The sequence below is a fragment of the Uliginosibacterium sp. sgz301328 genome, assembly GCF_041807905.1.
Taxonomy (GTDB): domain Bacteria; phylum Pseudomonadota; class Gammaproteobacteria; order Burkholderiales; family Rhodocyclaceae; genus JBGVSA01.
The window spans coordinates 123742-149559 of sequence record NZ_JBGVSA010000005.1 but is presented as its reverse complement, the minus strand read 5'-3'; the positions used below and the strand labels follow the sequence as shown (position 1 = coordinate 149559).

23 protein-coding genes are annotated in these 25818 nt (G+C 64.0%); 13 read left to right on the top strand and 10 right to left on the bottom strand.

Features of this window, described 5'->3' with window-relative positions; all coding sequences use genetic code 11:
• Positions 1 to 9: 9 nt before the first annotated feature.
• From ACDA63_RS05715 to ACDA63_RS05685, 7 genes are all read left to right on the top strand, one after another.
• Positions 10 to 1014, top strand: a complete 1005-nt coding sequence (locus ACDA63_RS05715) for a C4-dicarboxylate TRAP transporter substrate-binding protein (RefSeq protein ID WP_373662245.1) — start codon at positions 10 to 12, stop codon at positions 1012 to 1014.
• 114 nt (positions 1015 to 1128) lie between these two features.
• The gene (locus ACDA63_RS05710) at positions 1129 to 1620 is read left to right on the top strand and encodes a TRAP transporter small permease (protein WP_373662244.1); all 492 of its coding nucleotides are present in this window, start codon (positions 1129 to 1131) and stop codon (positions 1618 to 1620) included.
• A 2-nt stretch (positions 1621 to 1622) separates the two neighbouring features.
• A complete protein-coding gene (locus ACDA63_RS05705; RefSeq protein ID WP_373662243.1) occupies positions 1623 to 2900 on the top strand; it encodes a TRAP transporter large permease in 1278 nt (425 codons plus the stop codon).
• Between the two features lie 91 nt (positions 2901 to 2991).
• Positions 2992 to 3678, top strand: a complete 687-nt coding sequence (locus ACDA63_RS05700; protein ID WP_373662242.1) for an RraA family protein — start codon at positions 2992 to 2994, stop codon at positions 3676 to 3678.
• A 10-nt stretch (positions 3679 to 3688) separates the two neighbouring features.
• Positions 3689 to 4705 (top strand): zinc-binding alcohol dehydrogenase family protein, encoded by a 1017-nt coding sequence (locus tag ACDA63_RS05695; RefSeq protein WP_373662241.1) that lies wholly within the window; start codon positions 3689 to 3691, stop codon positions 4703 to 4705.
• 15 nt (positions 4706 to 4720) lie between these two features.
• A complete protein-coding gene (locus ACDA63_RS05690; protein WP_373662240.1) occupies positions 4721 to 5485 on the top strand; it encodes an SDR family NAD(P)-dependent oxidoreductase in 765 nt (254 codons plus the stop codon).
• 10 nt (positions 5486 to 5495) lie between these two features.
• Entirely contained in the window at positions 5496 to 7091 is a 1596-nt protein-coding gene (locus ACDA63_RS05685) for a UxaA family hydrolase (RefSeq protein WP_373662239.1), read from the top strand.
• An 81-nt stretch (positions 7092 to 7172) separates the two neighbouring features.
• Here the strand turns inward: ACDA63_RS05685 and ACDA63_RS05680 are convergent, their stop codons facing one another.
• The 3 genes from ACDA63_RS05680 to ACDA63_RS05670 form a co-directional block, all read right to left on the bottom strand.
• Positions 7173 to 8684 (bottom strand): UxaA family hydrolase, encoded by a 1512-nt coding sequence (locus ACDA63_RS05680; protein ID WP_373662238.1) that lies wholly within the window; start codon positions 8682 to 8684, stop codon positions 7173 to 7175.
• A 220-nt stretch (positions 8685 to 8904) separates the two neighbouring features.
• Positions 8905 to 10428 carry a tagaturonate reductase gene (locus tag ACDA63_RS05675; protein ID WP_373662237.1) on the bottom strand — a complete coding sequence of 508 codons (1524 nt, stop codon included), beginning with the start codon at positions 10426 to 10428 and terminating at the stop codon, positions 8905 to 8907.
• Positions 10429 to 10586: 158 nt separating this feature from the next.
• Positions 10587 to 11531 carry a sugar kinase gene (locus ACDA63_RS05670; RefSeq protein ID WP_373662236.1) on the bottom strand — a complete coding sequence of 315 codons (945 nt, stop codon included), beginning with the start codon at positions 11529 to 11531 and terminating at the stop codon, positions 10587 to 10589.
• 295 nt (positions 11532 to 11826) lie between these two features.
• On the opposite strand from ACDA63_RS05670, the gene ACDA63_RS05665 reads away from it, so the two are divergent.
• From ACDA63_RS05665 to ACDA63_RS05640, 6 genes are all read left to right on the top strand, one after another.
• Entirely contained in the window at positions 11827 to 12801 is a 975-nt protein-coding gene (locus ACDA63_RS05665; protein WP_373662235.1) for a LysR family transcriptional regulator, read from the top strand.
• Between the two features lie 301 nt (positions 12802 to 13102).
• Entirely contained in the window at positions 13103 to 14080 is a 978-nt protein-coding gene (locus ACDA63_RS05660) for an isopenicillin N synthase family dioxygenase (protein ID WP_373662234.1), read from the top strand.
• Positions 14081 to 14090: 10 nt separating this feature from the next.
• Positions 14091 to 14867, top strand: coding sequence for an alpha/beta fold hydrolase (locus tag ACDA63_RS05655; RefSeq protein ID WP_373662233.1), 777 nt, complete (start codon positions 14091 to 14093; stop codon positions 14865 to 14867).
• Positions 14868 to 14915: 48 nt separating this feature from the next.
• Positions 14916 to 15902 (top strand): ABC transporter substrate-binding protein, encoded by a 987-nt coding sequence (locus ACDA63_RS05650; RefSeq protein ID WP_373662232.1) that lies wholly within the window; start codon positions 14916 to 14918, stop codon positions 15900 to 15902.
• Between the two features lie 113 nt (positions 15903 to 16015).
• Positions 16016 to 16789 carry an ABC transporter ATP-binding protein gene (locus ACDA63_RS05645; RefSeq protein ID WP_373662231.1) on the top strand — a complete coding sequence of 258 codons (774 nt, stop codon included), beginning with the start codon at positions 16016 to 16018 and terminating at the stop codon, positions 16787 to 16789.
• 5 nt (positions 16790 to 16794) lie between these two features.
• Positions 16795 to 17556, top strand: coding sequence for an ABC transporter permease (locus tag ACDA63_RS05640; protein ID WP_373662230.1), 762 nt, complete (start codon positions 16795 to 16797; stop codon positions 17554 to 17556).
• A 12-nt stretch (positions 17557 to 17568) separates the two neighbouring features.
• Here the strand turns inward: ACDA63_RS05640 and ACDA63_RS05635 are convergent, their stop codons facing one another.
• The 7 genes from ACDA63_RS05635 to ACDA63_RS05605 all read right to left on the bottom strand — a co-directional run bounded on the left by ACDA63_RS05635 (position 17569) and on the right by ACDA63_RS05605 (position 25780).
• Complete coding sequence (locus tag ACDA63_RS05635) at positions 17569 to 19074, bottom strand: SpoIIE family protein phosphatase (protein WP_373662229.1); 1506 nt, start codon at positions 19072 to 19074, stop codon at positions 17569 to 17571.
• A 120-nt stretch (positions 19075 to 19194) separates the two neighbouring features.
• On the bottom strand, positions 19195 to 20094 hold the full coding sequence (locus ACDA63_RS05630; protein WP_373662227.1) for a response regulator: 900 nt from the start codon (positions 20092 to 20094) through the stop codon (positions 19195 to 19197).
• Complete coding sequence (locus ACDA63_RS05625; RefSeq protein WP_373662226.1) at positions 20091 to 22181, bottom strand: PAS domain S-box protein; 2091 nt, start codon at positions 22179 to 22181, stop codon at positions 20091 to 20093. The genes ACDA63_RS05630 and ACDA63_RS05625 overlap by 4 nt, the downstream gene beginning before the upstream one ends.
• Positions 22178 to 22549 (bottom strand): sirohydrochlorin chelatase, encoded by a 372-nt coding sequence (locus ACDA63_RS05620; protein WP_373662225.1) that lies wholly within the window; start codon positions 22547 to 22549, stop codon positions 22178 to 22180. The genes ACDA63_RS05625 and ACDA63_RS05620 overlap by 4 nt, the downstream gene beginning before the upstream one ends.
• Complete coding sequence (locus ACDA63_RS05615; protein WP_373662224.1) at positions 22536 to 23342, bottom strand: ThiF family adenylyltransferase; 807 nt, start codon at positions 23340 to 23342, stop codon at positions 22536 to 22538. Before ACDA63_RS05615 ends, ACDA63_RS05620 begins: the two co-directional genes overlap by 14 nt.
• 12 nt (positions 23343 to 23354) lie before the next feature.
• Positions 23355 to 23900: a peptide-methionine (S)-S-oxide reductase MsrA gene (gene msrA / locus ACDA63_RS05610; protein ID WP_373662223.1), complete on the bottom strand. Its 546-nt coding sequence runs from the start codon at positions 23898 to 23900 to the stop codon at positions 23355 to 23357.
• Positions 23901 to 24046: 146 nt separating this feature from the next.
• Positions 24047 to 25780 (bottom strand): autotransporter assembly complex family protein, encoded by a 1734-nt coding sequence (locus tag ACDA63_RS05605; RefSeq protein ID WP_373662221.1) that lies wholly within the window; start codon positions 25778 to 25780, stop codon positions 24047 to 24049.
• Between the last annotated feature and the right edge of the window lie 38 nt (positions 25781 to 25818).

Here is a 25818-nt window from a genome sequence, read left to right as displayed (position 1 = left end):
GACGCGTTTATGCAGAACATTCTCTTCAGTCGCCGGCAGATCATCGCCTGTCTCATCGGTGGCGCCCTGGCAATCGCCGGGATGCCCAACGCAGAGGCCGCCCCCAAGTACACGATCAAGGTCGCGTACGAGAACAACCCCGGTGAGCCCATCGACAAGGCCATGCACGAGTGGGCCCGGCTCTTCAAGGACAAGACAAAGGGCGAAGGCGAGTTGCTGCTCTACCCGAGCTCGCAATTGGGTTCGAAGAAGGACGTCATGGAGCAGATGAAGATGGGCGCTGCGATGGTCACGCTGACCGACGGCGCTTTCTTCGCCGACTACGTGCCCGACTTCGCCATCATGATGGGACCGTATCTCGGCAAGGACTATACCGACGTCATCAAGCTGTCGAATTCGCCATGGTTCGCCGACATGTCGCAGCAACTGGACAAGAAGGGCTTTCACATCATCGCGGCGAACTGGCTGTACGGCTCGCGTCATATGGTCACCAAGAAGCCCGTCCGTACGCCGGCCGACCTCAAGGGCATGAAGATCCGCGTGCCCAATGCGCGCATCCAGATCGAAGCGATGAAAGCCATGGGCGCCACGCCGACGCCGATGCCGCTGGCCGAGGTATACCCGGCGCTGACCACCGGCGTCATCGATGGCGCAGAGAATCCCATCCCCGTGTTGTACGGGCAGAAGCACCACGAGCCCGCCAAGTACCTGATCCTCACCGGCCACCTGGACAACGTCACCAACCTGACGATCAGCCAGAAGTACTTCGAACGTCTGCCGGCCGATGTCAAGAAAGCACTGGTGGACACCTGCCTGCAGGCGGGTGACTTCATGACCCGCGTCACGCTGGAAGCCGAGAAGGACACCATCGAGAAGATGAAGAAAGAAGGCGTGACGGTGATCGAGGTCGACCGAAACCTGTTCCGCGAAGCCGCCAAGAGCACGTACACCAAGTTCCCCGAGTGGACGCCGGGTCTGTACGACAAGCTCCAGGATTACCTCAAGACGCACTGACGGCCCGCATCTCCGCCCCTCCGGGCGTCGGCCTGCCCGCGCCCGGAATCCATCGCCCGACGGCATGACACGTGCATTTTTGTCGGGACGCTTCTCTCGGAACGGAAGATATCCATGAAAAGACTGCTCGACAGCGCGGGAGACTGGGCCGCCAAGCTCGTCACCGTGCTCATCGTGGCGATCACCGTCATCGCCGTATTCATGCGCTATGCCCTGAACGATCCGCTGCAATGGGTGGAAGAGGTGCTCGTCACACTCTTCATGTGGATGATCATGCTCGGCGCGGCTTCGGCCATGCGCGTGCGAGGCCACGTCAGTATCGACGCCATCACCGGGCTCCTGCCTCCCGCCGGGCAACGTGCGGTACGCATTTTCAACGACGTGCTCGGCGCTGTGATCCTGATCGCACTGGGCTGGCTGGGTCTGGAGCTGACGCTGGACGCCGGCGACAAGATCACTCCGATTCTCGGCCTGCCATACACGTACATCGATATGGCCATGCCGGTCGGCTGTTTCTGGATGGCGTTGTACAGCCTCATACACCTGTACGCCGATCTGTTCCATCCGGACACCGTGGCGACAAACGACCAGCCCGGAGGCCATTGATCATGCTCATATCCCTTTGCTGCCTCGTCCTGCTGGTAGGCTTCGCCATCAACCTGCCAGTCTTTCTGTCGGTCACAGCGGCAGTGCTGACTTACTTCTTCCTGAGCCCCGAAGCGATGCCGGCAATTGCGGCACAGCGCTTCATCGGCGCGGCAGAAAACACCACACTGCTGGCCATTCCGTTCTTCATCTTGCTGGGCAACCTGCTCAACTACACGGGCATTACGCGTCGCATGCTGCGTCTGGCCGAAGTGCTCATGGGCCACTTTCGCGGCGGTCTGGCGCAGGCCAACGTACTGCTGTCGACCATGATGGGCGGACTGTCGGCGTCCAACCTCGCCGACTGCGCAATGCTGTGCAAGATGCTGGTGCCCGAGATGACCAAGCTCGGCTATGGGCGCGCATTCTCGGCGGCGGTCACGGCGGCCGGCTCGCTGATCACGCCCATCATTCCGCCCGGCATCGCACTGATCATTTACGGCTTCGTCGCCGACGTGTCGATCGGCAAGATGTTCCTGGCCGGCGTGATCCCCGGCATCCTGTGCTGTATCGCGTTGATGATCGCCATCGCATTCATCTCGCGTCGCCGCGGCTATAAGCCTGCACGCACGAGCGGCCCGACATGGGCCGAGTTCTGGGAAGCCTTCAAGGGTGCCTCGGCCGCGCTGGTGCTCATCGTGGTGATCATCGGTGGCATTCGCGTGGGCATGTTCACGCCGACCGAGGCGGGTGCCGTGGCGGTGATCTACGTCATCGGCATCGGCATGTTCGTATTCAAGGAAATGACACCGGGCCACATCCGTCTCGCCCTCATCGAGACGGCGCGCGCCACTGGCGGCATTCTGCTCATCATCATGGCTTGCTCAGCCTTTGCCTGGGTACTGACGTGGGAACGTGTCGCGCAGGACGTGGCGACCTTCGTCACCTCATTCGCGTCCAGTCCCGCGCAGTTCCTGATCGTGCTGAACGTATTCCTGCTCTTTCTGGGAATGTTCGTCGAAGGTACCGCCGCCATCATCGTGCTGGTGCCGTTGCTCATGCCGACGGTGCGCGCACTGGGCATCGACCCCGTGCAGTTCGGGCTGATCATGATTCTGAATCTGGCCATCGGATGCCTAACGCCACCGATGGGCACGGTGATGTTCATCGCCAATGCCATCACCGGTACCCGCGTGAGTGAATTCGTTCGCGAATCGCTACCGCTGCTGCTGGCGCTGCTGTGTGTGCTCGCGCTGGTGACTTTCGTGCCGGCCGTGTCGACCTTCCTGCCCTACCTGTAACCCATCGCCACGCCCTGTCGCCGAATCGGCACCAGGGCGCGGCGCACGCTTCTTCAATGACAGCGACATTATCTCGAGAGGATCATCAAACATGTGGAAAGACGACCAAGAGCTGTTCGCCCTGATGCGCGGCCAGCTCTTCACCGCCGTTGTCGGCGACATCCTCGACAACATGGGATTGCTGCATCAATTCCTCCAGCCGCAGATCAAGCCACTGTGCAAACGAATGGTAGTGGCTGGGCGTGCCATGCCGGTGCTGGAAGCCGACTATTTCGCCATGCGTGAGGAAAGCGGGCGCTTGCCTCTGTCCACGCAACCGTTCGGCATCATGTTCGCCGCGCTGGACGACCTCAAACAGGACGAGGTCTACATCACCACGGGCTCATCGCCACGCTACGCCCTCTGGGGCGGCCTGATGAGCACGCGGGCCATGCATCTCAAGGCTGCTGGCGTAGTGGCCGACGGTTACGTGCGCGATTCGGCCGAAATCGAAGAGATCGGTTTTCCGACCTTTTCGCTGGGCACCTATGCGCAGGACCAAGGGCAGCGCGGCAAGGTGGTGGATTTCCGGGTGCCGATCGAAATCAACAATATCCGTGTCCGTCCTGGCGACATCGTTTTCGGCGACCGCGACGGCGTGCTGATCGTGCCGCGGGAGGCCGAACGCGAAGCCATCTCTCTGGCGCTGGAGAAAGTCAGCACCGAAAGCGCCGTGCGCCGCGCCATCCGCGAGGGCATGAGCACCGTCGACGCCTTCGAGCGCTTCGGCGTGATGTAAGGAGGCCGCCATGAAAGCAGTCACCATCCAGGCGCCCAATGAAGCGGCCCTTTGCGATATCGAAGATACCGGCGTCTCCGCAGGCCAGGTAAAGCTGCGCGTGATGCGCGTCGGCCTGTGCGGCTCGGACCTGAACACCTATCGCGGCTACAACCCGCTGGTTTCCTACCCGCGGATTCCAGGACACGAGATCGGCGGCGAAGTCATCGCCGTCGGCGATGGCGTCACACGTTGCAGGATCGGCGATCGCGTAGTGGTATTGCCGTGCACGGAATGCGGCGAATGCAGCGCCTGCCGCAGCGGACGACCCAATGCCTGCCGCTACAACCAGACGCTCGGCGTGCAGCGCCAGGGCGGCATGTGCGAAACCCTGGTCGTACCCGCCCACAAGACGCTGGTGTGCAATGAATTGGGCTTCGACGAACTGGCGCTGGTCGAACCGCTCGCGGTCGGCATGCATGCAGCGCGCCGGGCGCAGATCAACGTGGGCGAGACGGTGGCCGTCTTCGGCTGCGGCGTCATTGGGCTGGGAGCCATGGCCGGCGCAGCGGCAATGGGGGCCCGCGTAGTGGCGATCGACATCGACGCACGCAAACACGACATCGCCATGGCATGCGGTGCCGCACGCTTCGTCAACAGCCAACAGGAAGACCTCGCCGCATTGGCGCAGAGCATCGATGGGGGACGCGGCCCCGCGGTCGTCATCGAAGCCGTCGGCAACGATGCCACCTTCGTCGAAGCCGTCAAACTCGCCGCCTTCGCTGCGCGCGTCGTATACGTCGGCTACGCCAAGAAGCCTGTCAGCTACGACAGCAGCCAGTTCGTGATGAAGGAACTCGACATCCGGGGCTCACGCAATGCCACCGCGGCGGACTTCAGCGCGGTGCTGACCCTGCTCGAACAGGGGCGCTACCCGACGCAGCAGATCGTCTCCGCCCATTACCCCCTGGCGCTGGCGCCGCAGGCGTTCGTCGACTGGGCTGCCGACCCGGGCGCATTCACCAAGATCCTCATCGACATCCAGTAATCACGAAAGACCATCATGAACGATTTGACAGCGTTTTCACTCAGCGGCAAGACCGCCCTCATTACCGGTGCTGGCAGCGGCCTCGGGCTGGCGATGGCCCGATGCATGATTGCCGCCGGCGCCCGCGTGGTGGTGGCAGACCTCAACGCCCAGATGGCGCAGGACGCGGCGCTCGAACTGGGGCCTCGGGCCAGTTGGAAAGCCTTCGACGTGAGCCATCCGCATCACGCGCAGAGCTTCGTAGACGAAGTGATCCGCGACGCTGGCAGCGTGGATATTCTCATCAACAACGCCGGCAATCACTGCAAGAAGCGCATCGAAGACATGAGCATCGAAGACTTTGAATCGGTGCTGGACGTTCACGTCGTGGGTGCATTCGGCCTGACGCGCGCTGTGGTGCCGCACATGAAGCAGCGCGGCAAAGGCTGCATTCTGTTTACAGCGTCGATGACGTCCTTCTTGGGCCAGCCGAACGTCACCGGCTACGCGGCGGCCAAATCGGCGTACCTGGGCATGATCCGGGCGCTGGCCACCGAGGTGTCGAGTGCCGGCATTCGCGTCAACGGCATCGCCCCCGGCTGGATCGACACCCCCATGCTGCGCAAGGCCATCGAGGGCGACGACGAACGCAAGAACAAAATCCTCGGCCGCACGCCGATGAAACGCTTCGGCGCGCCGGAAGATATCGGCTGGGCGGCCACCTATCTGGCGTCAGATGCGGCCAAGTTCGTCAACGGCCATGTGCTGGTGGTCGACGGCGGTGCGCTCATCGGTTTCTGAGGACGACATAATGGCTAAACGAGCGTTGCTGTTGAACGATGCCGACAACTGCGTAGTGGCCGTCGAACCGGTGAATGCCGGCGACGAAGTGATCTTCGAGGGTGGGCGCCTGACGGCCCAGAGCAGTATTGCCCTGGGCCATAAACTGGCCATCCGCCCCATCGCGAAGAAGGCCAAGGTCGTGAAATACGGCGCCTCCATCGGTTCGGCGCGCGCAGCGATCGCGCCAGGCGAGCACATCCACTCGCACAACCTGGCGAGCGACTACATCACCGGCTTTCACTTCGAAGGAGCGGGCGCCGCCACGACCGCAGAGCGCGTGGCCGACGCGCCACGCTCTGACAGTCCCACGCCTCTCGCCGAAGCACCGGCCCGGACGACGCCTCCGCGCGGGGCACCCAGGATTGCACCGGACAGGTTGATCTCGGGCTATCTCCGCAAAGACGGGCGGGTGGGCATTCGCAACCGCATCACCGTCATCTACCTCGTCGAATGCGCGCATCACGTTGCGCGGCAGATCGCCGAGGGATTCGGGGCGGACGTCGAATACCTCGGCTTCGCCGGGTGCTACCCCTCGGACTATGCGCATCGACTGGTGCGCGGACTCGCTACCCACCCGAACGTGGGTGGCGTGGTACTGGTGTCGTTGGGCTGCGAGTGCTTCGATCGTGTCAGGCTGGCAGCCGAGATCGAAGCCTCTGGCCGGCCCTGTGCAACGGTCGTGATCCAGGAGAATCGCGGCACGATCGGCAGTGTCACGGAAGGGCGGCGCCTGGTCGGCGAAATGCACGAGCAGATTGCGAACGCGCCGCGCAAGGCCATGACGCTTGCTGATCTGGTCATCGGCACGGTGTGCGGCGGCTCCGACGGTACCAGCGGCATCACCGGCAATCCGGCGGTGGGGCGCGCTTTCGACACGCTGCTCGCACATGGCGCAACCTGTCTGTTCGAGGAGAGCGGCGAATTGATCGGCTGCGAATCGCACATGATGGAGCGGGCGGCGACACCCGCCGCGCGCGACGCCATTGAGTCGGCCATGCGCAAGGCGTCGCAGTACTACAGCACGATGGGCCTGGGCAGTTTTTCGGATGGCAACGCCGTGGGCGGACTCACCACGCAGGAAGAGAAATCCCTCGGCGCCTATGCCAAATCGGGAGCCAGCCCGATCGCGGGCGTTCTTCTCCCCACCGAACATCCGGCGCAAGCGGGCCTATACCTGATGGACGTCGTACCCGACGGAGAGCCGCGGTTTGGCTACCCGAACATTTGCGACACAGCCGAGATCATCGAACTGATCGCCACTGGCTGCCATCTGGTGGTGTTCACCACTGGCCGCGGCTCGGTGATCGGCTCGGCCATTGCGCCAGTCATCAAGGTCTGCAACAACCCGGAGACCTACCGCAACATGGCCGACGACATGGACGTAGACGCTGGCAGGATCATCGACGGCGGCGCAACGCTGGATGAGGTTGCCGACGAGATCGTGACCCGCATCGTGGAAGTCGCTGCAGGCCAGCCCTCCTGCGGAGAGCGCCTGGGACACGTGGAGTACGCGCTCACGTACAAGCGCTTCGATTATCCGGACACCAGGGCCTGCCGGCTCTAGAACGAAAAAGGGCGACGAAACATCTGGCTTCGTCGCCCTTTTGGGTCCTCTCGGCACCGGCGGCATGCCGGTGCCGTCCACTCACATGATCGCGCCGATCTGCCAGGGCAGGAACTCGTTGGTACCGTAGCCGGCGATCTCGGAGGCAGTCTTTTCGCCCGAGGCGTAACGGATGATGGCGTCGAAGATGCGTTGGCTGATGTCCTCCATCGCAACGCCGTCGAGCATGTCGCCCGTGTTCACATCCATGTCTTCGCGCTGGCGGTTCCACAGGATGTTGTTGGTGGCGATCTTGATCGTCGGCACGCCTGCGCAACCGAAGGCCGAACCGCGACCGGTCGTGAAGCAGATGATCTGCGCGCCGCCGCCGGCCTGCCCCGTCGCGGAGACCGGGTCATACCCCGGCGTGTCCATGTACACAAAGCCCTTGGCAGTGACCGGCTCGGCGTACTCGTACACGGCATTCAGGTTGGTGGTGCCGCCCTTTGCAACCGCGCCCAGCGATTTTTCGAGGATGGTGGTGAGCCCGCCCGCCTTGTTGCCCACTGACGGGTTGTTATCCATCTGGCCCTTGTTGCGTTCGACGTAATCCTTCCACCACTCGATGCGATCGACCAGCTTCTGGGCAACCTCCGGCGATGCGGCGCGGCGGGTGAGCAAGTGCTCGGCGCCATAGATTTCGGGGGTCTCGGACAAGATCGCCGTGCCGCCGTGCGCCACCAGCATGTCCACCGCACCACCCAGAGCCGGGTTGGCGGTGATACCCGAATAACCGTCCGAACCACCGCAGTTCAGGCCGACGACAAGTTCCGACAACGGAGCCGGTTGGCGTGTGAAACTGTTGGCGTGGTCGAGCATGCCGATGACGGCTTCGATACCCTGGCGAATGGCGTGCGAGGTGCCGCCAAGCTCCTGGATGCTGACCGAATGCAGCATGCCGGGTTCGTGCTGATTCAGTTCCTTGATCAGCGGGCCGACCTGGTTGACTTCGCACCCCAGGCCGACGAACAGGACCCCGGCAAAGTTCGGGTGCGAGGCATAACCCAGCATGGTGCGGCGCAGAACCTCGAGTCCCTCGCCCGCGCCGCCGCCGCAACCCAGCGGATGCGACATCGGCACCACGCCGTCGACGTTCGGCCAGTTGGCAAGGCGTTCGTGCGTGAAATGATTGGCGATGGCGTGCACCACGGTGGCGGAACAATTCACCGACGCGATGACGCCGATGTAGTTGCGGGTGCCGATCTTGCCATTGGGGCGGTGATAGCCCATGAACGTGGCCGGCGTCGCGACCTTGCTCGAATCATGCTTGTCGGCGCAGAAAGCCAGATCGCGCTCGAACTCGCCCATCCCCAGGTTCTGCACGTGAACGTGCTTGCCCGCGCCGATGTCTTCTTTGGCAAAGCCGATGATCTGGTTATAACGACGCACGGCGTCGCCCGCCTTGATGTCATGAGCGGCGATCTTGTGACCGGGGGGAATCAGGTCGCGAACGACGAGGTCTTCGCTGTCGATGCGGTTGCCCGGCATGAGCTGCTGGGTGGCGATGATGACGTCGTCGTTCGGGTGCAGACGGACGATGGTTGAAGCTTGCATGATGGGGACTCCTCGCCGTAAGGAAACGGCGCCTGCTACGTTGTTAGACTCCGCACGCCTATCATTCGTCAGATGGTGGCGGAGTATTCGCTTGCAAGAGCCGGACCCATGAGGCCCGGCGCCGGCTGGCAGCCTGTTGCCGCGCGCAAGACGTCACCTTAGTACCACCGATGTGGCACGGCAACGCCGTCGGCGCACCTGCAACAGGCTTTTGCAGTTGTCAGACAGCCAGCTCTCTCATGGCCGTTTTCACGCCCTTGACCTTGATGTTGTCCAGCTCTTGCGTGACCACGTCGGTCAGGCCCTTGATGGCGTTGAGATCTTCGCCCCAGAGCCGCGCATCGGCCAGAACGCTCTTGACCAGCGCCGCCGTCGGCTGGCCCGGTTGCCAGTTGCGCCAGGCTTCGGACAACACGGCCAGCACTTCGGCGTTGTCCTTGATCGGGTACGGCTGGCCATCACGGTTGCCGACGTATTCGCCAGCCGCGTTGAAGCTGCCGTGATAGAAGTTCAGCAGCGCAGCCAGCGAAAAGCCCAGGCAAGCCGGCGAGATACCGCGATCGGCGGCGAAATCCTTCACCGTCGGCAGCACGCGCACTTGCCACTTCGAAACCGAGTTCAGCGCGATCGAGATCAGCTCGTGGCGGATGAACGGGTTGGCAAAACGCTCCATGATGGTGGCGGCGTATTGCTTGCGCTCGGCGTCGGCCAGCGGCACGAACGGCACGATCTCTTCGAACATCAGCTTGTCGAGGTACTTGGAGACGACTTCGTCGTCGATCATGCCCTTGACGGTGTCGATGCCGGCCGTATAGGCGGCCAGCGCGCTGGCAGTATGCGCGCCGTTCAGGATACGAACCTTGCGGGTGCGGTAGGGACGCAGATCGTCGGTCCACACCACGTCCAGGCCAGCCTTGGCCAGCGGGAATTCGTCAGACAGCGCCTGCAGGCGCTCGCGCGGGCCTTCGATCACCCACAGGTGGAACGGCTCGGCCGCCACCATCAGCGGATCGGTGTAACCCAGTTCGGCATACAGCGCGTCGGCCTCGCCCGCCGGGAAGCCCGGGACGATGCGATCGACCAGCGTATTCAGGAAGACGTTGTCGCGCTCGACCCACTGGACGAATTCCGCCGGCAGGTTCCAGGCTGCGGCATGCTGCAGCACGTAGCGGCGCAGGTTGGTGCCGTTGGCTTCGATCAGTTCGCAGGGCAGGAAGACGAGACCAGTCTTGGCGGTGCCGCCCAGTTGGACGAAGCGGTGGTACAGGAGTGCGGTGACCTTGGCCGGGAAGTTGTTCGGGCACTTGCCGGATTCGAGCGCTTCTTCAGCGTAGGCGATACCGGCTTCGGTGGTGTTGGAGACCACGAAACGCAGGCTCGGATCGGCCGCGCAAGCCAGGAAGGCGTCCCACTCCGCGTAGGGATTCATCGCCTTGTCGACGCAGGTGATGAGACGACGCGAGGTCACTTGCTTGCCCTGCTGCACACCGCGCAGCAGCACAGTGTAGAGCCCTTCCTGGGCGGTAATCTTGTCAGTACAGCCAACGGGCAACGGGCTGGCGATCGTGACGCGGCCATTGAACTTGCCGGTGCCGTTGGTGACGTCGACCATCCATTCGACGAAAGCACGCAGGAAGTTGCCGTCACCGATCTGCAGGATGCGCGTGACAGGCAGGTCGTTGGGGGCAGCGGCTTCGACGCCGGCGTTCAGGGCCGACAGGGTTTGGCGATTCAGGCTCGGCACAGCAGATTCTCCTCGACAAAACGTACGCGCCGGGACCCGGCGCGCCTGTTATCAGAAGGCGCCAGCTCCCGGCGCCCTCACAAGTCCGACAACTATCGGAAAAACCGACCAATTCTAGCCGCCTAGCCTGACAAAAGCCATGCGCTAGGACAGCGTTGTCAGGAAAAGAAAAACACCGGCATTGCTTCGCGCGGGATGATCGCGCCCGGGTGCTGAACGACGATGGAAGCAATCTTGTTGCCCGAGCGTGCGGCGGTTTCGGGCGGCTGGCCCTGCAGGCGCGCGGCGAGGTAGCCACCGGCAAAGGAATCCCCTGCGCCAGTCGTGTCGACCACCTTCGGTACCTTGAAGGTTGGCACGATGATCGGCTCCATGCCACGAATGCGCACGATGGTCGGATCGACACCGCGCTTGATGACCACCTCGTCGGGCGGCAGCGAGTAGCAGTGCGCGAGTGCGGATTCTTCGTCGGCGATGTCGTAGATGGCCTGGTTGTCTTCCAGCGTGATCATGACCATGTCGGAGGTGGCGAAGGCGCGGTCGTACCATTTGGTCGCGTCGGCATCGGCCATCCACAGGCGCTTGCGGAAGTTGTTGTCGAAGAACACCTTGCCACCGCGCGCGCGCAGGCGATCGACGAAAGAGAACAGGCGTTCGCGCCCTTCGGGCGGCAGCACGGCCAGGCTGATACCGCTGTAGTAGAAAGCGTCGAGAGACTCGATGCGGTCTTCCAGCGCACTGGCCTGGCCTTCGTGGAAGTAATCCTTGGCAGCGCTCATGTCGCGCCAATAGTAGAAAGTGCGTTCGCCGGCGTCGTCGACCTGGATGGTGTACAGGCCGGGCATCTTGCCCTCGTCGCGCGCCACCATGCTGACGTCGATGCCTTCGAGTTGCCAGGCCGCAACCATGGCGTCGCTGTAGGCGTCGGTACCGAGCTGCGTGGCGTAGGACACTTCGATGCCCGCGTCAGCGCCGAGCCGCGCCAGATAAACCGCCGTATTGAGCGTATCGCCACCAAAGTTCTGCTGCATGGTGCCGAACATCTGGCCACGCATCTCGATCATGCACTCGCCGAACAGCGCAATACGACACTTATTGTTCATTGCTCCGACCTGAATTGGGTGTGAAGTAGGGGGAATTATTGTCCGAGAGACAGAGTTTTTGCCCATCACGAACGGCAAAACCGATAAACCTGAACGATAGCAATTTCTGAGATCGTTGTAAGGTGGCGGCCTGACCCATTAGACATGGATCAATGACGCCCGGTAGCACATCGTTATATCGCGCACGCGAGCTTCGCCAGCACATCGGCGCGCAGGCCGCCTAATATAACCGGCCCGCCTGCGGTACCGGCGCCGCGCCGCCGAAAGGCCGGCGAATTCACGGAGAGACACAATCGTGCACATCCACGCACGCGCCCTGAAGTATTTCGACACGATCCGGCGTTGCGGGTCCATCCGCGGTGCAGCACGGCAGTTGCACGTTGCCTCGTCGGCGCTCAACCGGCAGTTGCTGCAACTGGAGGACGAAATCGGCTTTCCGCTCTTCGAGCGCATGGCCGACGGCCTCAAGCTGACCCCTGCTGGCGAGGTCTTCTCTCGCCACGTGATCTCGGTGCTGCAGGAAGAACAGCGCCTGCAGCACGAGCTCGACGCCCTGCGCGGCATCCGTCGCGGCGAATTGTCGGTGGTGTCGATCGAAGGCGTGAACGCCGACGTGCTGCCCGCTGTGCTGGAGCGCATGCTCACGCGTCATCCACAGGTGCGGATCAGCGTGCGCACCGCCGGGTCCCAGCAGGCCGCGCAGGCCGTGGCACAGGCCGATGCGGATGTCGCCATCAGTTTTTCGATCGAACGCGACGCCGCCCTGCATCAATTCGCCCTGGCCCGCTTCCAGATGGGCGCTGTCGTGCGCCCCGACCACCCGCTGGCCTCGCTCGACACGGTGAGCTTCGCGGAATGCGCACGCTATCCGCTGATCATGGCAAGTCCGGAACTATCGATCCACGCTGCGCTGCGCCCCATCGTCGCGCATCACAAGAAGCCGCTCACCATCCTGACCGAGACCTCGTCGCTCGAGCTCGCCAAGAGCATTGCAGCGCGCGGCATCGGCGTCGCTTTCCAGACGCGCGTGGGCCTTGAGCGCGATCTGCGCGAAGGACGCCTTGCCTTCGTTCCGCTGCGTGCGCCGGAGCCGGTTATCTGCGACCTGGGCATCTACGTGCGTGCGGGACGCGCCCTGCCCCCCGCGCTGGATGCGTTCATCCGCCTGCTCACCGAGGAACTGGATTCGCGCAGCCTCATCGATCGCGCGCCGATCGAACCGCCACACGCCCCCGGCCAAAGCTCGGTGGCGACCCCATCCGGCGCATAGCGGATATTCGCCGGCTGGATATCGCCACGCGATCGAGCGCCAGCCGCGGCGATCGGCGCTGCGCTCGCAGTCCGTCGTGCCGACGCGGCAGGACCGTGCCGTGGCCTGGTCGCCGCGCCCGTCGCATATCGCGCTGGCCGTATACCGGCGGGTCCGTTCATATCGATTCCCGCATAACACTTGTGCGCCAGCGTTCGCCTGATGCCGTTTCGGCATCACCCCAGGCAAAAAACGGCGCTACCTCGCCAATCCGGCCGCTTCATAGACTGGGCTCCAACAAGAGAACACACGGAGCCCCAGCATGCACAAAGAATCGACCGCCGTCCGGCCGGCGCCCACGCTGCCCCTCATCGACGTCGCGGCGCTGCGCGACGGAGACGCGGCGGCTCGCCATGCAGTGGGTCGCCAGTTGCGGGACGCCTGCGAGACGCGCGGCTTCTTCTACATCCGCAACCACGGCATTGCACCCGAGCTGATTGATCGCGCATTTGACGAAGCGGAGCGCTTCTTCGACCAACCAATGGACGACAAACTGGCGCTCAACAAGGCGCTGTCGCGATGCAATCGCGGCTATGAGCCGCTGCGCGCACAAACGCTGGAGCGTGACGCCCCGCCCGACCTGAAAGAGGGTTTCTACATCGGGCAGGATTTGACCGAAGACGATCCTCGCGTGCGCGCCGGCAAGTTCAATCACGGCCCCAACATGTGGCCCGAAGGCTTGCCCGGTTTCCGCTCCACGATGGAGGCGTACTTCACCGAAGTGTTCGCGCTCGGCGAAGTCCTGATGCGCGGGCTCGCCCTATCGCTAGATCTGCCCGAACACCATTTCCGTCCGTTCCTCGCGGATGCCATGGCCACGCTGCGCCTGCTGCACTACCCGCCGCAGCCACCCAACCCATCGCCGGGCGAAAAAGGCTGCGGTGCGCACACCGATTTCGGCAGCCTCACGCTGCTCATGCAGGACGACTCGGGCGGCCTGCAAGTGTGGGACGCGGCCTCTAGCGGCTGGATCGACGCGCCCCCCGTGCCCGGCACCTACGTGGTCAACATCGGCGACCTCATCGCCCGCTGGACCAACGGGCGCTATCGCTCGACCCTGCACCGGGTCATCAACGTGTCGGGCCGCGAGCGGCATTCGATCCCGTTCTTCCTGACCGGCAATCCGGACCACGTCGTCGAATGCCTGCCGACCTGCCTCGCGCCCGGTGAGCTTCCATTGCATCCGCCCATCACCGTCGAACAGCACCTGGCCGAGTGCTATCGCCGCACCTACGCGTGAGGACATCGTCATGACACGCAACATGCTGCTCATTCACGGTGCCTGGCAGGGCGCATGGTCATTCGATGCCTGGCGGCCGGAGATGGCGCGCCGCGGCTGGAATATCACTGCCGTCGATCTGCCGGGCAATGGCTGGGGACCACATGCTCACGATTCCGCGTCGTTGGAGGAATACGTTGCCGCTGCCTTGCATGCGCTGGCGCGCTTCGACGGCCCCGCGGTCGTGGTGGGTCACAGCGGAGGTGGCATCACCGCGTCTCAGCTCGCGGAAGTGGCCCCCGATCGCGTCGCCGCACTCGTATATCTGGCGGGCATGATGCTGCCCTCGGGCATGTCCTTCGGCAAGCTTATCGACCTGTGCCAGCAGGACGATCCGCTGGCCGATCTGGATGGCATCGCGCCGTTTCTGGAGTGGTCCGACGACGGCCGCTTCACCACTGCCCCCGCCGTGGCGGCGCGCCAGATCTTTGTCCCGGACTGCGAACCAGACGCCGCTGCGCGGGCCGTGTCGCTATTGCGTCCGCAACCGGAGAGTGGCCGAAAGATGGCGCCCCGACTCACGACGCAGCGCTACGGCCGCGTGCCGCGTCTCTACGTGCAAGCGCTGCAGGATCGCTCGGTGGTCCCGCCTCTGCAGCAGAAGATGCTGGCGCTCTCGCCGGGCGCCACGGTCATCGAGATGGATTGTGGACACGTTCCGCAACTGGCCCGGCCGCAGGAACTGGCCGTACGTCTTCATGCTGCGCTGGAGGAAATGCTCGCCACCAGCACGACCGCAGATGCCTGAGCAACGCAGCACCGATCCCGACATCACTCATCCCGACAGGAGTCCATCATGAATCACAGCAAAAAACTGATCGCCGCTGCGCTGCTCGCATTCGGCATGAGCGCGGCGCACGCCGCCGACAAGGTCGTCATGCAGCTCGACTGGCTGCCCGGCGGCGACAAGGCGTTCTCGTACGTCGGCGTCAAGGAAGGCTACTTCGCCGCGGAAGGACTGGAAGTGCAGATCCTCCCGGGGCGCGGTTCGTCCGACGCCATCACCAAGGTCGCCACGGGCAACGCCGACGTGGGCGGTGGCGGACTGGCCGCGCTGATGATGGCCGCCGCAGAGAGCAACGCACCGGTCAAGGCGATCATGTCGCTCTATTCCAAGCAGCCCGATGCGCTTTTCACCGCCAAGGGCAGCGGCATCGACAGCATCAAATCGATCGCCGGCAAGACGGTCGCGACGCCGACGTTCTCATCATCGAACGCGCTGTGGCCGGTCGTGCTTGAAGCCAATGGCATCGATCCGTCGAAGGTGAAGCTGCTCAAGGTCGACCCGAGCGCGCTGGCGCCGATGCTGGCGCAGGGCAAGGTCGACGCAACCATCAACTGGGTGACCGTCGCCCCGGCCTTCGACAAAGTGCTGGGCCAGGCCGGCAAGCAACTGGCGGTGGTGCCGTGGTCGAACTTCGGCCTGGACGGTTACGGCTATTCGATGTTCGCCTCCGACAAAATGATCAAGGAGCGCCCTGAAGTGCTGCGCCGCTTCATGCGCGCATTCAGGAAGTCGGTCGACTTCGCGTTGGCCAATCCGGCCAAGGCCGCGGCGGACCTCAAGGCGATGGTGCCCGAAGCCGACGTCGCCACGCTGGAAGCCGAACTGCGTGCATCGATTCCGCTGATCCAGAACGACATCTCCAAACGCGATGGCGTCGGCATATTCGAACCAAAGCTGCTGGCCGCGACCTGGACCTGGGTGGCCAAGTCGATGGACTACGCGCCGAACAAGATCGACCCCGAGAAAATCGTCGATCGCAGCTTCCTGCCCAAATAGTCGCGCAATGCTCCAGGCGCCGCGCGGGCGGCGCCTCACAACGAGAAGTGCCGGCACCGCGCGTGATGGCACCAACCCCGGCGCTCTGGCGCCCAGAGAAAGACCCGACTGTCATGGGATACGTCATCGAGCTGGACGGTGTCACGCAGACTTTCGTCTCCAGCGACGGCAGCCCCGTCACCGCACTGGACAACGTCAATCTGTCGCTCAACAGGCACGAATTCGTCGCCGTCATCGGCCCTTCGGGCTGCGGAAAATCCACCATCCTGCGGTTGATCGCCGGGCTGCTCCGGCCGAGCGCGGGCACCGTGTCGATCTACGATCTGCCTGTCACCGAGCCCCGTGACGAGATCGGCGTAGTGTTTCAGAAGCCGACCTTGCTACCGTGGCTGTCTGTGCTCGACAACATCACCTTTCCGATGAAGCACAAGTACGGCCGCGTGGACGATCGCGACAAGGAGCGCGCGCGAGAGCTGCTGGCAATGATCGGACTGCGCGATTTCGCCGCCAAGCGCCCGAACGAACTGTCCGGCGGCATGCAGCAGCGCGTGGCCATCGCGCGATCGCTGTTGCATGACCCAGACATTCTGCTGATGGACGAACCGTTCTCCGCGCTCGATGCGCTGACGCGCGACGAAATGAGCTTCGAACTGCTGAGAATCTGGAGCGAGCGCCCCAAGACGGTGGTCTTCGTGACCCACTCGATCCAGGAGGCGCTGCTGCTGTCCGATCGCATCGTGGTAATGAGCGCGCGCCCCGGGCGTGTGGCCGAGATCATCGACGTGCCGCTGGCCCGCCCGCGCAACCTGCAGACGCTGTCCGACCCTGTGTTCCATGAACTCGCCAACGAAATCCGCGTGAAGGTCTTCTCGCGCAAGCCGGAGTGAACGCCATGAGAAACCTGCTCGACCGATTCGCGCCGGTGCTGGCATTCGTGCTGGTACTGGCGGTGTGGGAGGCGGCCTGCCGGCTGTTCCGCATTCCTGTCTTCGTTCTCCCCGCGCCCAGTGCCGTCGCCATATCGGTGGGCGAACTGGGTGCCTCGCGCTGGGCGGAACATACGCTCGCCACGCTTAGCGTCGCGTTGACCGGCTACGTCGTAGCGATTCTGTTGGCCTTGCCGCTGGCAATCGCCATCACCGGGTCGCGCTTTCTGTCGCGCACCTTGTTGCCGTGGCTGATCGTGATCCAGTCGACGCCGATCGTCGCCATTGCGCCGATCATCGTCGTGACGCTCGGCGCAGGCATGCTGCCGCGCGTGGTCATCACGACGTTGATCGCCTTCTTTCCGTTGGTCATCTCCACCGCCACGGGGCTTGCTTCGGTGCCGGCGGAACTGATCGAGCTGTCGCGCTCGTTGCGCGCCGGCCGTAGCCGCGAGTACTGGCAGATCCGCATGCCCTATGCGATCCCATACATCTTCAGCGCGCTGAAGGTCGCCATCACGCTGGCGGTGATCGGCGCGGTGGTGGCGGAATTCGTGGCGGCGGAAAAGGGCTTGGGCTACCTGATCCTGTTTTCGACGTCGTCGTTCAAGGTGCCGGTGGCATTCGCAGCGCTGGCTCTGCTGGTGAGTTGCAGCCTGGCGCTGTTCGCGCTGATCGGCTGGCTGCATCGCAGGCTGTTTCCGTGGAGCCTGGGCAAGGCGGACTGACTGCCGTCCGCGTCAGGACAGGAGCAGAGAGAGGGCGGACACGTCGTCGTGCGCAGCGGTCCCCTGGAGATGATCGTCGAGGCCACGCCGGAGCATGGACAGCGGATCGCCCCCTTGAGCGAGCGCGGCATCGACGCCCCGAGCGCCGAACATCTCGCCCGCCGCATTGGTGGCTTCGATGACGCCATCCGAACACAGCAACAAGCGTTCGCCCGACTGCCATTCGAAGGTGGCCGGGCGGCAGTCGTCGGGCTCGAACCCGGTCACGCCGAGCGGCAGATGGGCCGACGCAAAACGGCGGCGCAGTTTGCCGTGACCGTCGAGCAGGAGTATGTCGGGAACCCCGCCGACCCACACTTCGCCGTAGCGTTGCGCAACATCGAGGCGCACAAGACCGACCGACACGAAGCGATCGCTCGGCAGCAACGCGCGCAAGGCCTCGTTGATCGACATGACTGCATCATGCAGCGACAGGTCGGCTTCGACCGCACGGTAGAAGTGGTTGGCCAGCGACAGGCCACTCACCGCGGCTGCCAGCCCATGCCCGGTGGCATCGGCGAGCAAGCCGTAGAGTCGCCCCGACGGTGAACGTCCGGTCAGCACCATGTCGCCCGAAAAGCGCTGGGCCGGCATGAGCACCCATTCGACACCGGGCGCGGCTACGTGCTTGTGGCGCAACAGGCGATCGATGAGATCCTTGGCGAGTTCGGCTTCGTCCTCTGCTTCGTCGTGGTATTCCTGCAGGCGCTGGGCGTGCGTGGCCAGTTCGCGCTCGATGCGACGACGCTCAGTAATGTCGCGCACCACGGCGATGAAGAGTCGCCCCTCTTCCACATCGAGTTCGCTGATGCGTAGCTCGATGGGGAATTGGCGGCCGTCGAGCGACTGCGCTGTCATCTCGCGCATGCCGCCGATGAAATCAGCATGCCCCTGTCCTTCAACGCAGGCCAGGAACCGTTCCATGAAACACGTCCGCTCGCGTTCGACGATGAAGGCGGCGATCGAAGCATCGACAGCCGCTGCGCGCTCCACGCCAAACAAATGAGACGCCGCGACGTTGCAGTCGACAATGCGCCCCTCGACGTTGAAGGTGATGATGCCGTCGCCCACGGCATCGGACACCACGCGCTCACGGGCAGCGGCGTCTTCGCGTGCACGCTGGAAACCGAGCATGCGCGAAAGCGTACGCATCTTGGCCGCGAAGACCTTGTATGACAGCGGCTTGGTGAGATAGTCGTCGGCGCCGGCTTCGAGCCCCTGCACAAGATCGGATTCGGCCCCCATCGCCGACACAATGACAATGGGCGTCCAACGGCGGGAGGGCAGTTCGCGGATGCGCTCGATGGCCGAATATCCATCCATGAACGGCATCATCACGTCCATGAGCACGATATCGGGCGCGGCATCCTTGAAAATGCGGATCGCCTGGTGGCCATTCTCCGCCATCAGCGCCTCGAACCCCAGGCGCGTCAGGTAAGCACGCAGCAGCGCGCGGTTGCCGGGATTATCGTCAACCACCAGTACACGAAAAGAAGGGCGGGCTACTTTCACAAAACCTGTCGTCGGCGCAGTCTGCGCAAGAGTCCCTAGTGTAACGATCGCGCCCGCGTTGCCGCCGCGACGGACCGTAAAGAATCGTTATTTTGGCCGGGCGCGATACCGCACTTCGACGCTGTTCCCGGGCTCGATATAGCGCAGATCATTGAATGCCAGCCGGCGGGCGAGCGCAATCCCGCGCCCATTGGGCGCAAAGGCCCGGGCGGGATCGAGTTCGAGGAACGGCCCCCACACGAAGCCGGCCCCCTCGTCGGTGATGCGCACGCGCCAGTCTTCCCCTTCGCGCACCACGTCGAGCCACACACGTTTGCCAACGTTCTCGGGCAACGCCTGGCGGCGCTCGATCTCTGTCGCCCACGTGTCGGCCTCGACCAACGCCGCCTTGCCCGCCAGATCGATGCCCAGATTGCCGTGCTCGATGCCATTGACCATCAGCTCCGACAAGCCCAGCGCAACGCTTTCCGGGTCGTCCGCCGCCGAAGCCAGCAGGGCCGCCAGGGCCAGCGCCTCTTCGGGTGTGCCGATGGCGAAACTGGCGCGCCCCATCATTCCGACCGCCGCGGCGCGCAACGCGGAGAGTTGCGTGAGCTCCTTCCAACGAGCCCGTTCGATCAGGGCCGAGCCGACAATCGCGAGCAGCGTGGTCGGCGCGAACGGTTTGACGAGGTAGTAATAGGCGCCGGCTTCCAGGCCTTCGCGCACGTCGCTGTTGCTGCCCGCCGCCGTCTGCATGATGACTGGCAGCCCGCGCAGGCGCGGATCGGCCTTGATCCGCCGCAGCAGCGCCAGCCCGTCGAGCCCCGGCATCATGCGATCGAGGATGATCAGGTCGAAACGCTCGGGCGCGGCATCGAGCTGTGCCCACGCGGCCTCGCCATCGCCTTCGCTTTGCAGCCGATGTCCGCCGTCGGACAGGAACTCGGCGATGATTTCGAGATTCAGCGGTTCGTCATCTACAACCAGAATCGACGCTTTGGTCATGCGGCTCGCTCCAGGTTGGCCGGGCCCCTGCCAGCGTCGAGCCTGGGCAGGCGCACCACGAATTCGGCTCCGCAGACTTGTCCATGGCGGGCGAATATTTCGCCGCCGTGCGCAGCGACGATCTCACGGCTGATCGCCAGCCCCAGGCCCGTGCCACCGGCGCCGGTGCGCGTGCGGCTGCCCTGGACGAATTTGTCGAAGATCGTATCCAGGTCGCCCGGCGCAATGCCTACGCCCTCGTCGGCGACCACGCATTCGACGACATTGTCCTGCGCATGCAAGGTCACAGCGATGCGCCGTTCCTGCAGCGAGAACTTGATCGCGTTGGCCAGCAGATTGCGGATGACCTGCGCGATGCGCAACCGATCGGCCAGTACGAGCGGTACGTCGGGCGCCGCTGCAAACGTGAGTTTGAGCGAGTTGGCGATCAGCAAGGCTTCGAACTCGCGGAGCACTTCTCCAACGACCTCCCGCAGATCGACAGGCTCGCGGCTGATCGGCATCGTGCCCGACTCCAGCTTGGAGAGATCGAGCAGATCGTTGAGCAGGACCATGAGCCGCTCGCCGCTGCTGCGAATACGCGAGAAATAGTCGCGCAGCCGGGCGGCCGGGATCGTCTCTGCGCGCTGCTCGCCCAACAGCGCGAAACTCAGAACCGCATGCATGGGCGTGCGCAATTCGTGCGACATGTTGGCAAGGAAAGTGGACTTGGCTTCGGACGCTCGCTCGGCGGCTTCCTTCGCGCCCATCAGGTCGGCCGTCTGTTCGCGCACGAGCTCGCGCAGATGGTCGCGGTGTCGTCGCAACTCGGCATCGGCCGCGCGCTGGGCCGACACGTCCTGCACGAGCCCCCAGATCTGCGGCTGCATCTCCGGTCCCGTGACGAGCGCCGCGCCAAGCATGAGCGGGACGTGCGAACCGTCGCGCCGTCGCCCCATGCACGGGAAAGGCTCGCAATAGCCCTGACGGAAGAGTTCGAGCATCTTGGCCTGTTCGCGCTCGCTCGATGCATCGAACAGCAGGTCGCGGTACGACAGGTCCAACAATTCGTCCTGCGTGTAGCCCCCAAGTCCGAGCAAGTAAGGATTGGCGGTAAGAAATCGGCCCCGCACGTCGAGTAACGCGATGCCCAACGGCGCGTTCTGCATGAGCATCGAGAATCGGTGCAGCGTGCGGCGCAAGTCGCGCTCGGTCTCGCGCAACTCGGTAATGTCGGTGTTGATGCCGATCACTACCGGCGCGCCATCGGGGCCGGTGGTCAGCGCCTTGCGCACCAGCGAATGCGATCGGCGCCCGTCGACATCGACATGCACCTGCTCTTCTTCGTGGATGCCATGCACTTGCTGGCTGAACAGATTGTCCTCGGCGGCTTCGACGGAGTGCGTCATGGCGGGCGCGAATTCACCGACGCGCTTGCCGATCACCTCGCCGCTGCTCACAACCCCAAGCGTTTCGACATGTGCCCGGTTGGTCATGACGTAGCGATGCTGCCGGTCCTTGATGTAGAGCGGATTCGGAACCATGTCGAAGACGCGCTGCAGGAAGGCGCGCAAGGCGGATTGACGCTCTTGCTCTTCATGCAGCAGAGTCAGGTCTTCGTAGGCGGTAACGACGGCCGGCGCCCCTTCCGGCCCTTCGATGCGTGTCTTGGTGACGCGATAGTAATGGCGAGTGCCGTCTACGCTGGCGAGCCACTCATTGGCGACCTGCGGCTGCCCGGTCTCGAGCACGAGACGATCCAGCACTTCAGCGCGCTCGCCGTCGCGGTCGCCCACGAGTTCGCTCGCACTGCTGCCCACCAGCACTTCGCGTTTGCCACGGGAGACGCGGACAAAGCTCTCATTGACCTCGACGAACTGAAGATCTTCGTTCTTGACGGACACCGGCGTCGGCAAGGATTCGAACAAGCGCTGGAGAAAGGCCGCACGGGCCGGTGATGACACTGTCGCCTCGCGCCACAGCAGCCCGGCGGCCAGCAACGCCATCGCAAAGGTGATGGTCTGCAATACCAGTGGCGGCCATGGCAACGCAATTGCCGACACGGCCAGCACCAGCAATAGCACGGCACCGACGCGGCGCACGATCATGGGTGCAGGATGACGCCGGCCATGGCATCGATAACGGCCCCGGCTTCGCCGAGCGCCTCGCGCAACTCGATGGTGACGCTGTCATGGCGGGCACGCAGCGCATCGAGCATCACCGGCACGTCGCGTCGAACGTGGCCGCCCTGGGCAAGGAATACCGGAACGATCACGACGTGCCTGGCGCCAGCGGCAATGGCCTCTTCGACCGCCTCGGTCAGCGTCGGCGACATGAATTCGAGGAACGCGATGCGCACATCGGCATGGGGGTCCTGTGTGCGCACCGCGATCGCCAGCCGTTCGAGCGGACGCGCCCACGCGGCGTCGCGCGCCCCATGACCGAAGAGGATGTATGCGGCTTCAGGCCGGGACATGTTCGCGCTCTTTGCCGACCTGGGCGGCAATCCGGGCCAGCACGCGCGAGGCCGCCATGAAGCCCGCCACCGCCGTCACCGTGACGGCCGAGCCGTAGCCCGCGCACGACAATCCCTGGGGCGCCGAATCGGTAATGCACGCGTCGGGCTGCTGCAGCGGCTCGCTGGAATAGACCGCTTCAATGCCGAAGCGGGCCGAACGCCCCTTGCCGGGCTTGGGAAAACCATGCTCCTTGCGCAGCCGCGAGCGGACCTTGGCAAGCAGTGGATCCTGCTCGGTGCTCGACAGGTCGGCCACGGTCAGACGGGTCGGGTCCGCCTTGCCGCCTGCGCCGCCACACATGACGAGCGGCACATTGCGATCGCGACACCATGCCGCCATGGCAACCTTCACGCCGACGTTGTCGATGGCGTCGAGCACCATGTCGTGCCCGGACAGAAGCGCCTCGAGATTGTCCGGCGAGACGAAATCCTCGACCGCCGTCACGGTGCAACGCGGATTGATCGCCAGGATGCGGTCACGCATGGCGTCGACCTTGGCCATGCCATAGGCATTGCCGAGCGCGTGTATCTGCCGGTTGGTGTTGGACTCGGCAATCATGTCCAGATCGATCAGCGTCATGTGGCCGACCGCGCTACGTGCCAACGCTTCGGCGGCCCAGGAACCGACGCCGCCGATTCCCACCACGCACACACGCGCAGCGGCAAAGCGATCGGCCGCTTCTTGGCCGTACAGCCGGACGACGCCGCCGAAGCGGCGCCCATGGTCGATGTGTTCAGACGACGATGACATCTTCTTGAGTAATCAGTTGGATTCTTGCTTTCTCAGCCGCGCGAAGGTCTTGCGGAATTTTTCCAGCTTGGGCGCCACGACGTAAGTGCAATATGCCTGCTCCGGATGGCGGCGGAAATACTCGCGGTGATACGCCTCGGCTTCGTAGAACGCGCTGGCCGGCGCGATGATCGTCACGATGGGGCGGTCGTAGGCACGGCGCTCGGTGAGCTCCGCCACGATCCGCTCGGCTTCGGTTCGCTGGGCTTCGTCAGTCCAGTAGATGGCCGAACGGTACTGCGTGCCAACGTCATTGCCTTGCCGGTTGAGCTGCGTCGGATCATGGATCACGAAGAAGATCTCGAGCAACTCACGATAGCTCACTACGTCGCCATCGAAGGTGATCCGCACCGCCTCGGCGTGGCCGCTCGTGCCGGTGCACACGGTCTCGTAGTCCGGATCGGGCAGGTCGCCATCGGTGTAGCCCGACGAAACGGCCTGGACGCCGTCGACTTCTTCGTAGACCGCCTCCAGGCACCAGAAGCAGCCGCCGGCGAAAATCGCTGTCTGCATGTTCATGTGACGAAGCTCCCGGTCAGTGGCGCAGAGTAGCCAATCGGCGCCGGATGGTTTGTGCCCATGTGTGTCGGCCCCGACGGACACGATACGGCGGGAATGATAGGCGGATTTGTGGAGGGATGCGCGATCCGGCGAGCTCGCTCGCGTCAGAAAGCGATGGCGATCGACAGATGCAGGCGGAGGCGCCGGTCGTCGTAGCCGTACGCCAGGTCGACCGCCAGCGGACCGGCCGGACTCCTCCAGCGCACGCCAGTGCCAATGCCGAGCTTGAAGTCGAAACCCTTGAGTTCGTCGGCCGCATTGCCGGCGTCGACGAATGCGGCAATGCCGAGGTTGCCCTTCATCCAGTGGGTGTACTCGACCGAGCCCACCGCCATGTAGCGACCGCCGACCGTGGCGTCGGCATCCTTCACGCCAAGACTGAGGTAGCTGTAGCCACGCACGGTTTGCGCGCCGCCGGTGCGGAACAGGAAGTCTTCCGGCACGTCCTGCCGGTTCTTGGCGGCGGTGTAACCCACTTCGCCACGCACCTGCAGCACGTCGGTCTTCAAGATCGGCCAGTAGGTCACGAGGCGCCCGTAGCTGCGCACGAAGTTGGCGTCCGACAGCACCGCCTTGGAGGCTCCACCGAACTGCACGTTGAGAACGTAGCCGCTCGTCGGGTTGAGCAGGTTGTCGACCGCACGCTGCGTCCACGACCAGTTCAGCGCCAGCGCCTGGGTGTGGCTCTCCTCGCCGCCGTCCGGGTGCACCGTTTCACTCTGCATCGACAGGCCGATCCGCGTCTCGATGTTGCCGCGCGGATGCGTACGCGCGACGCCAACCGATTTCTTGTCGATGCGCAGCCCTTCGATGTGGGAACGATCGATCAACCCGCCGACGCTGTTGCGATGCCCGTCCGGCTCCGGCGGGAAAAACACGTCGGCGAAGGCTTGCTGTTCCTTTTGCTCGATCCGCACGCCTGACGACAATTGCCAGGCGCGGTTGAAGATATTGGAATCGCGGTAAGTGACTTCGGCGCGATAGCCCGTATTGGAACTGTAGCCAACGCCGAAGCCGGCACGCCGCGGTTTGGCCTCAGACAGGCGGACGCGCACGGGCACTCGCTCGTGTTCGCCGGTGGTCGTATCGATGTCGACTTCGACGGCCGAAAAATACGGCGTGCTCTGCAAGGCGGATTGCAGGGACAACAGAGCGTTCAGGGTGTACGGATCGCCGACGCGAATCCTGTTGAAGCGCTCGATCAGCTCGGGGGTGTAGTCGGAAAGCCCTTCGATCTCCAGCGCGCCCAGCGTGAAGGCCGGGCCGCTGTCGATGACTATCGAGAGGTGTGCCTCGCTGGTTTCGGGATCGATGTCGGCGAGGCTTTCGGCAATGCGGGCAGCCGCAAAGTCGGTGGCGGCCGTGCCCTCCTGGAGTTGGTTCTTGGCGTTGTTCCAGTCCTGCTGCCGGAACGGACGCCCCACCGGCAGGGACCACGCCGTGCGCAATTGCTGGCGTCGGGCTTCGAATTCGGCGCCGGTGATCGCACCGCGGAACTCGATCGACACTTGCTGCACTTCGGTCCGCTTGCCCGGAATCACCTTGACGGTCATCGGCGTGGCGCGAAAGTCGATGTCGACCGTGGGCGAGAAATAGCCTTCGGTAGCAAGCAGTTCGGGAATCATCCGGCGCAGGCGCCGCGCCAGCCCCAGCCGCCCGGTGTCATCGCCCCCGTCCTCCTCAACGGTGGACTCGGGGAGGAATCTTTCGAGCAGGGGGCGCACGTCGTCCGGCGCGTCGAGGATGTAAAGATCCCGGGCGTGCGCAAGCGGCGCCGCCAGCAGGCCAGATAACACTATGACGAAAAGGACAGCGCGCGCGCGCAAGGTGGCGGACATCCCCCGCATCGTACCTGTTAGCGCGCCCGCCCCATCAT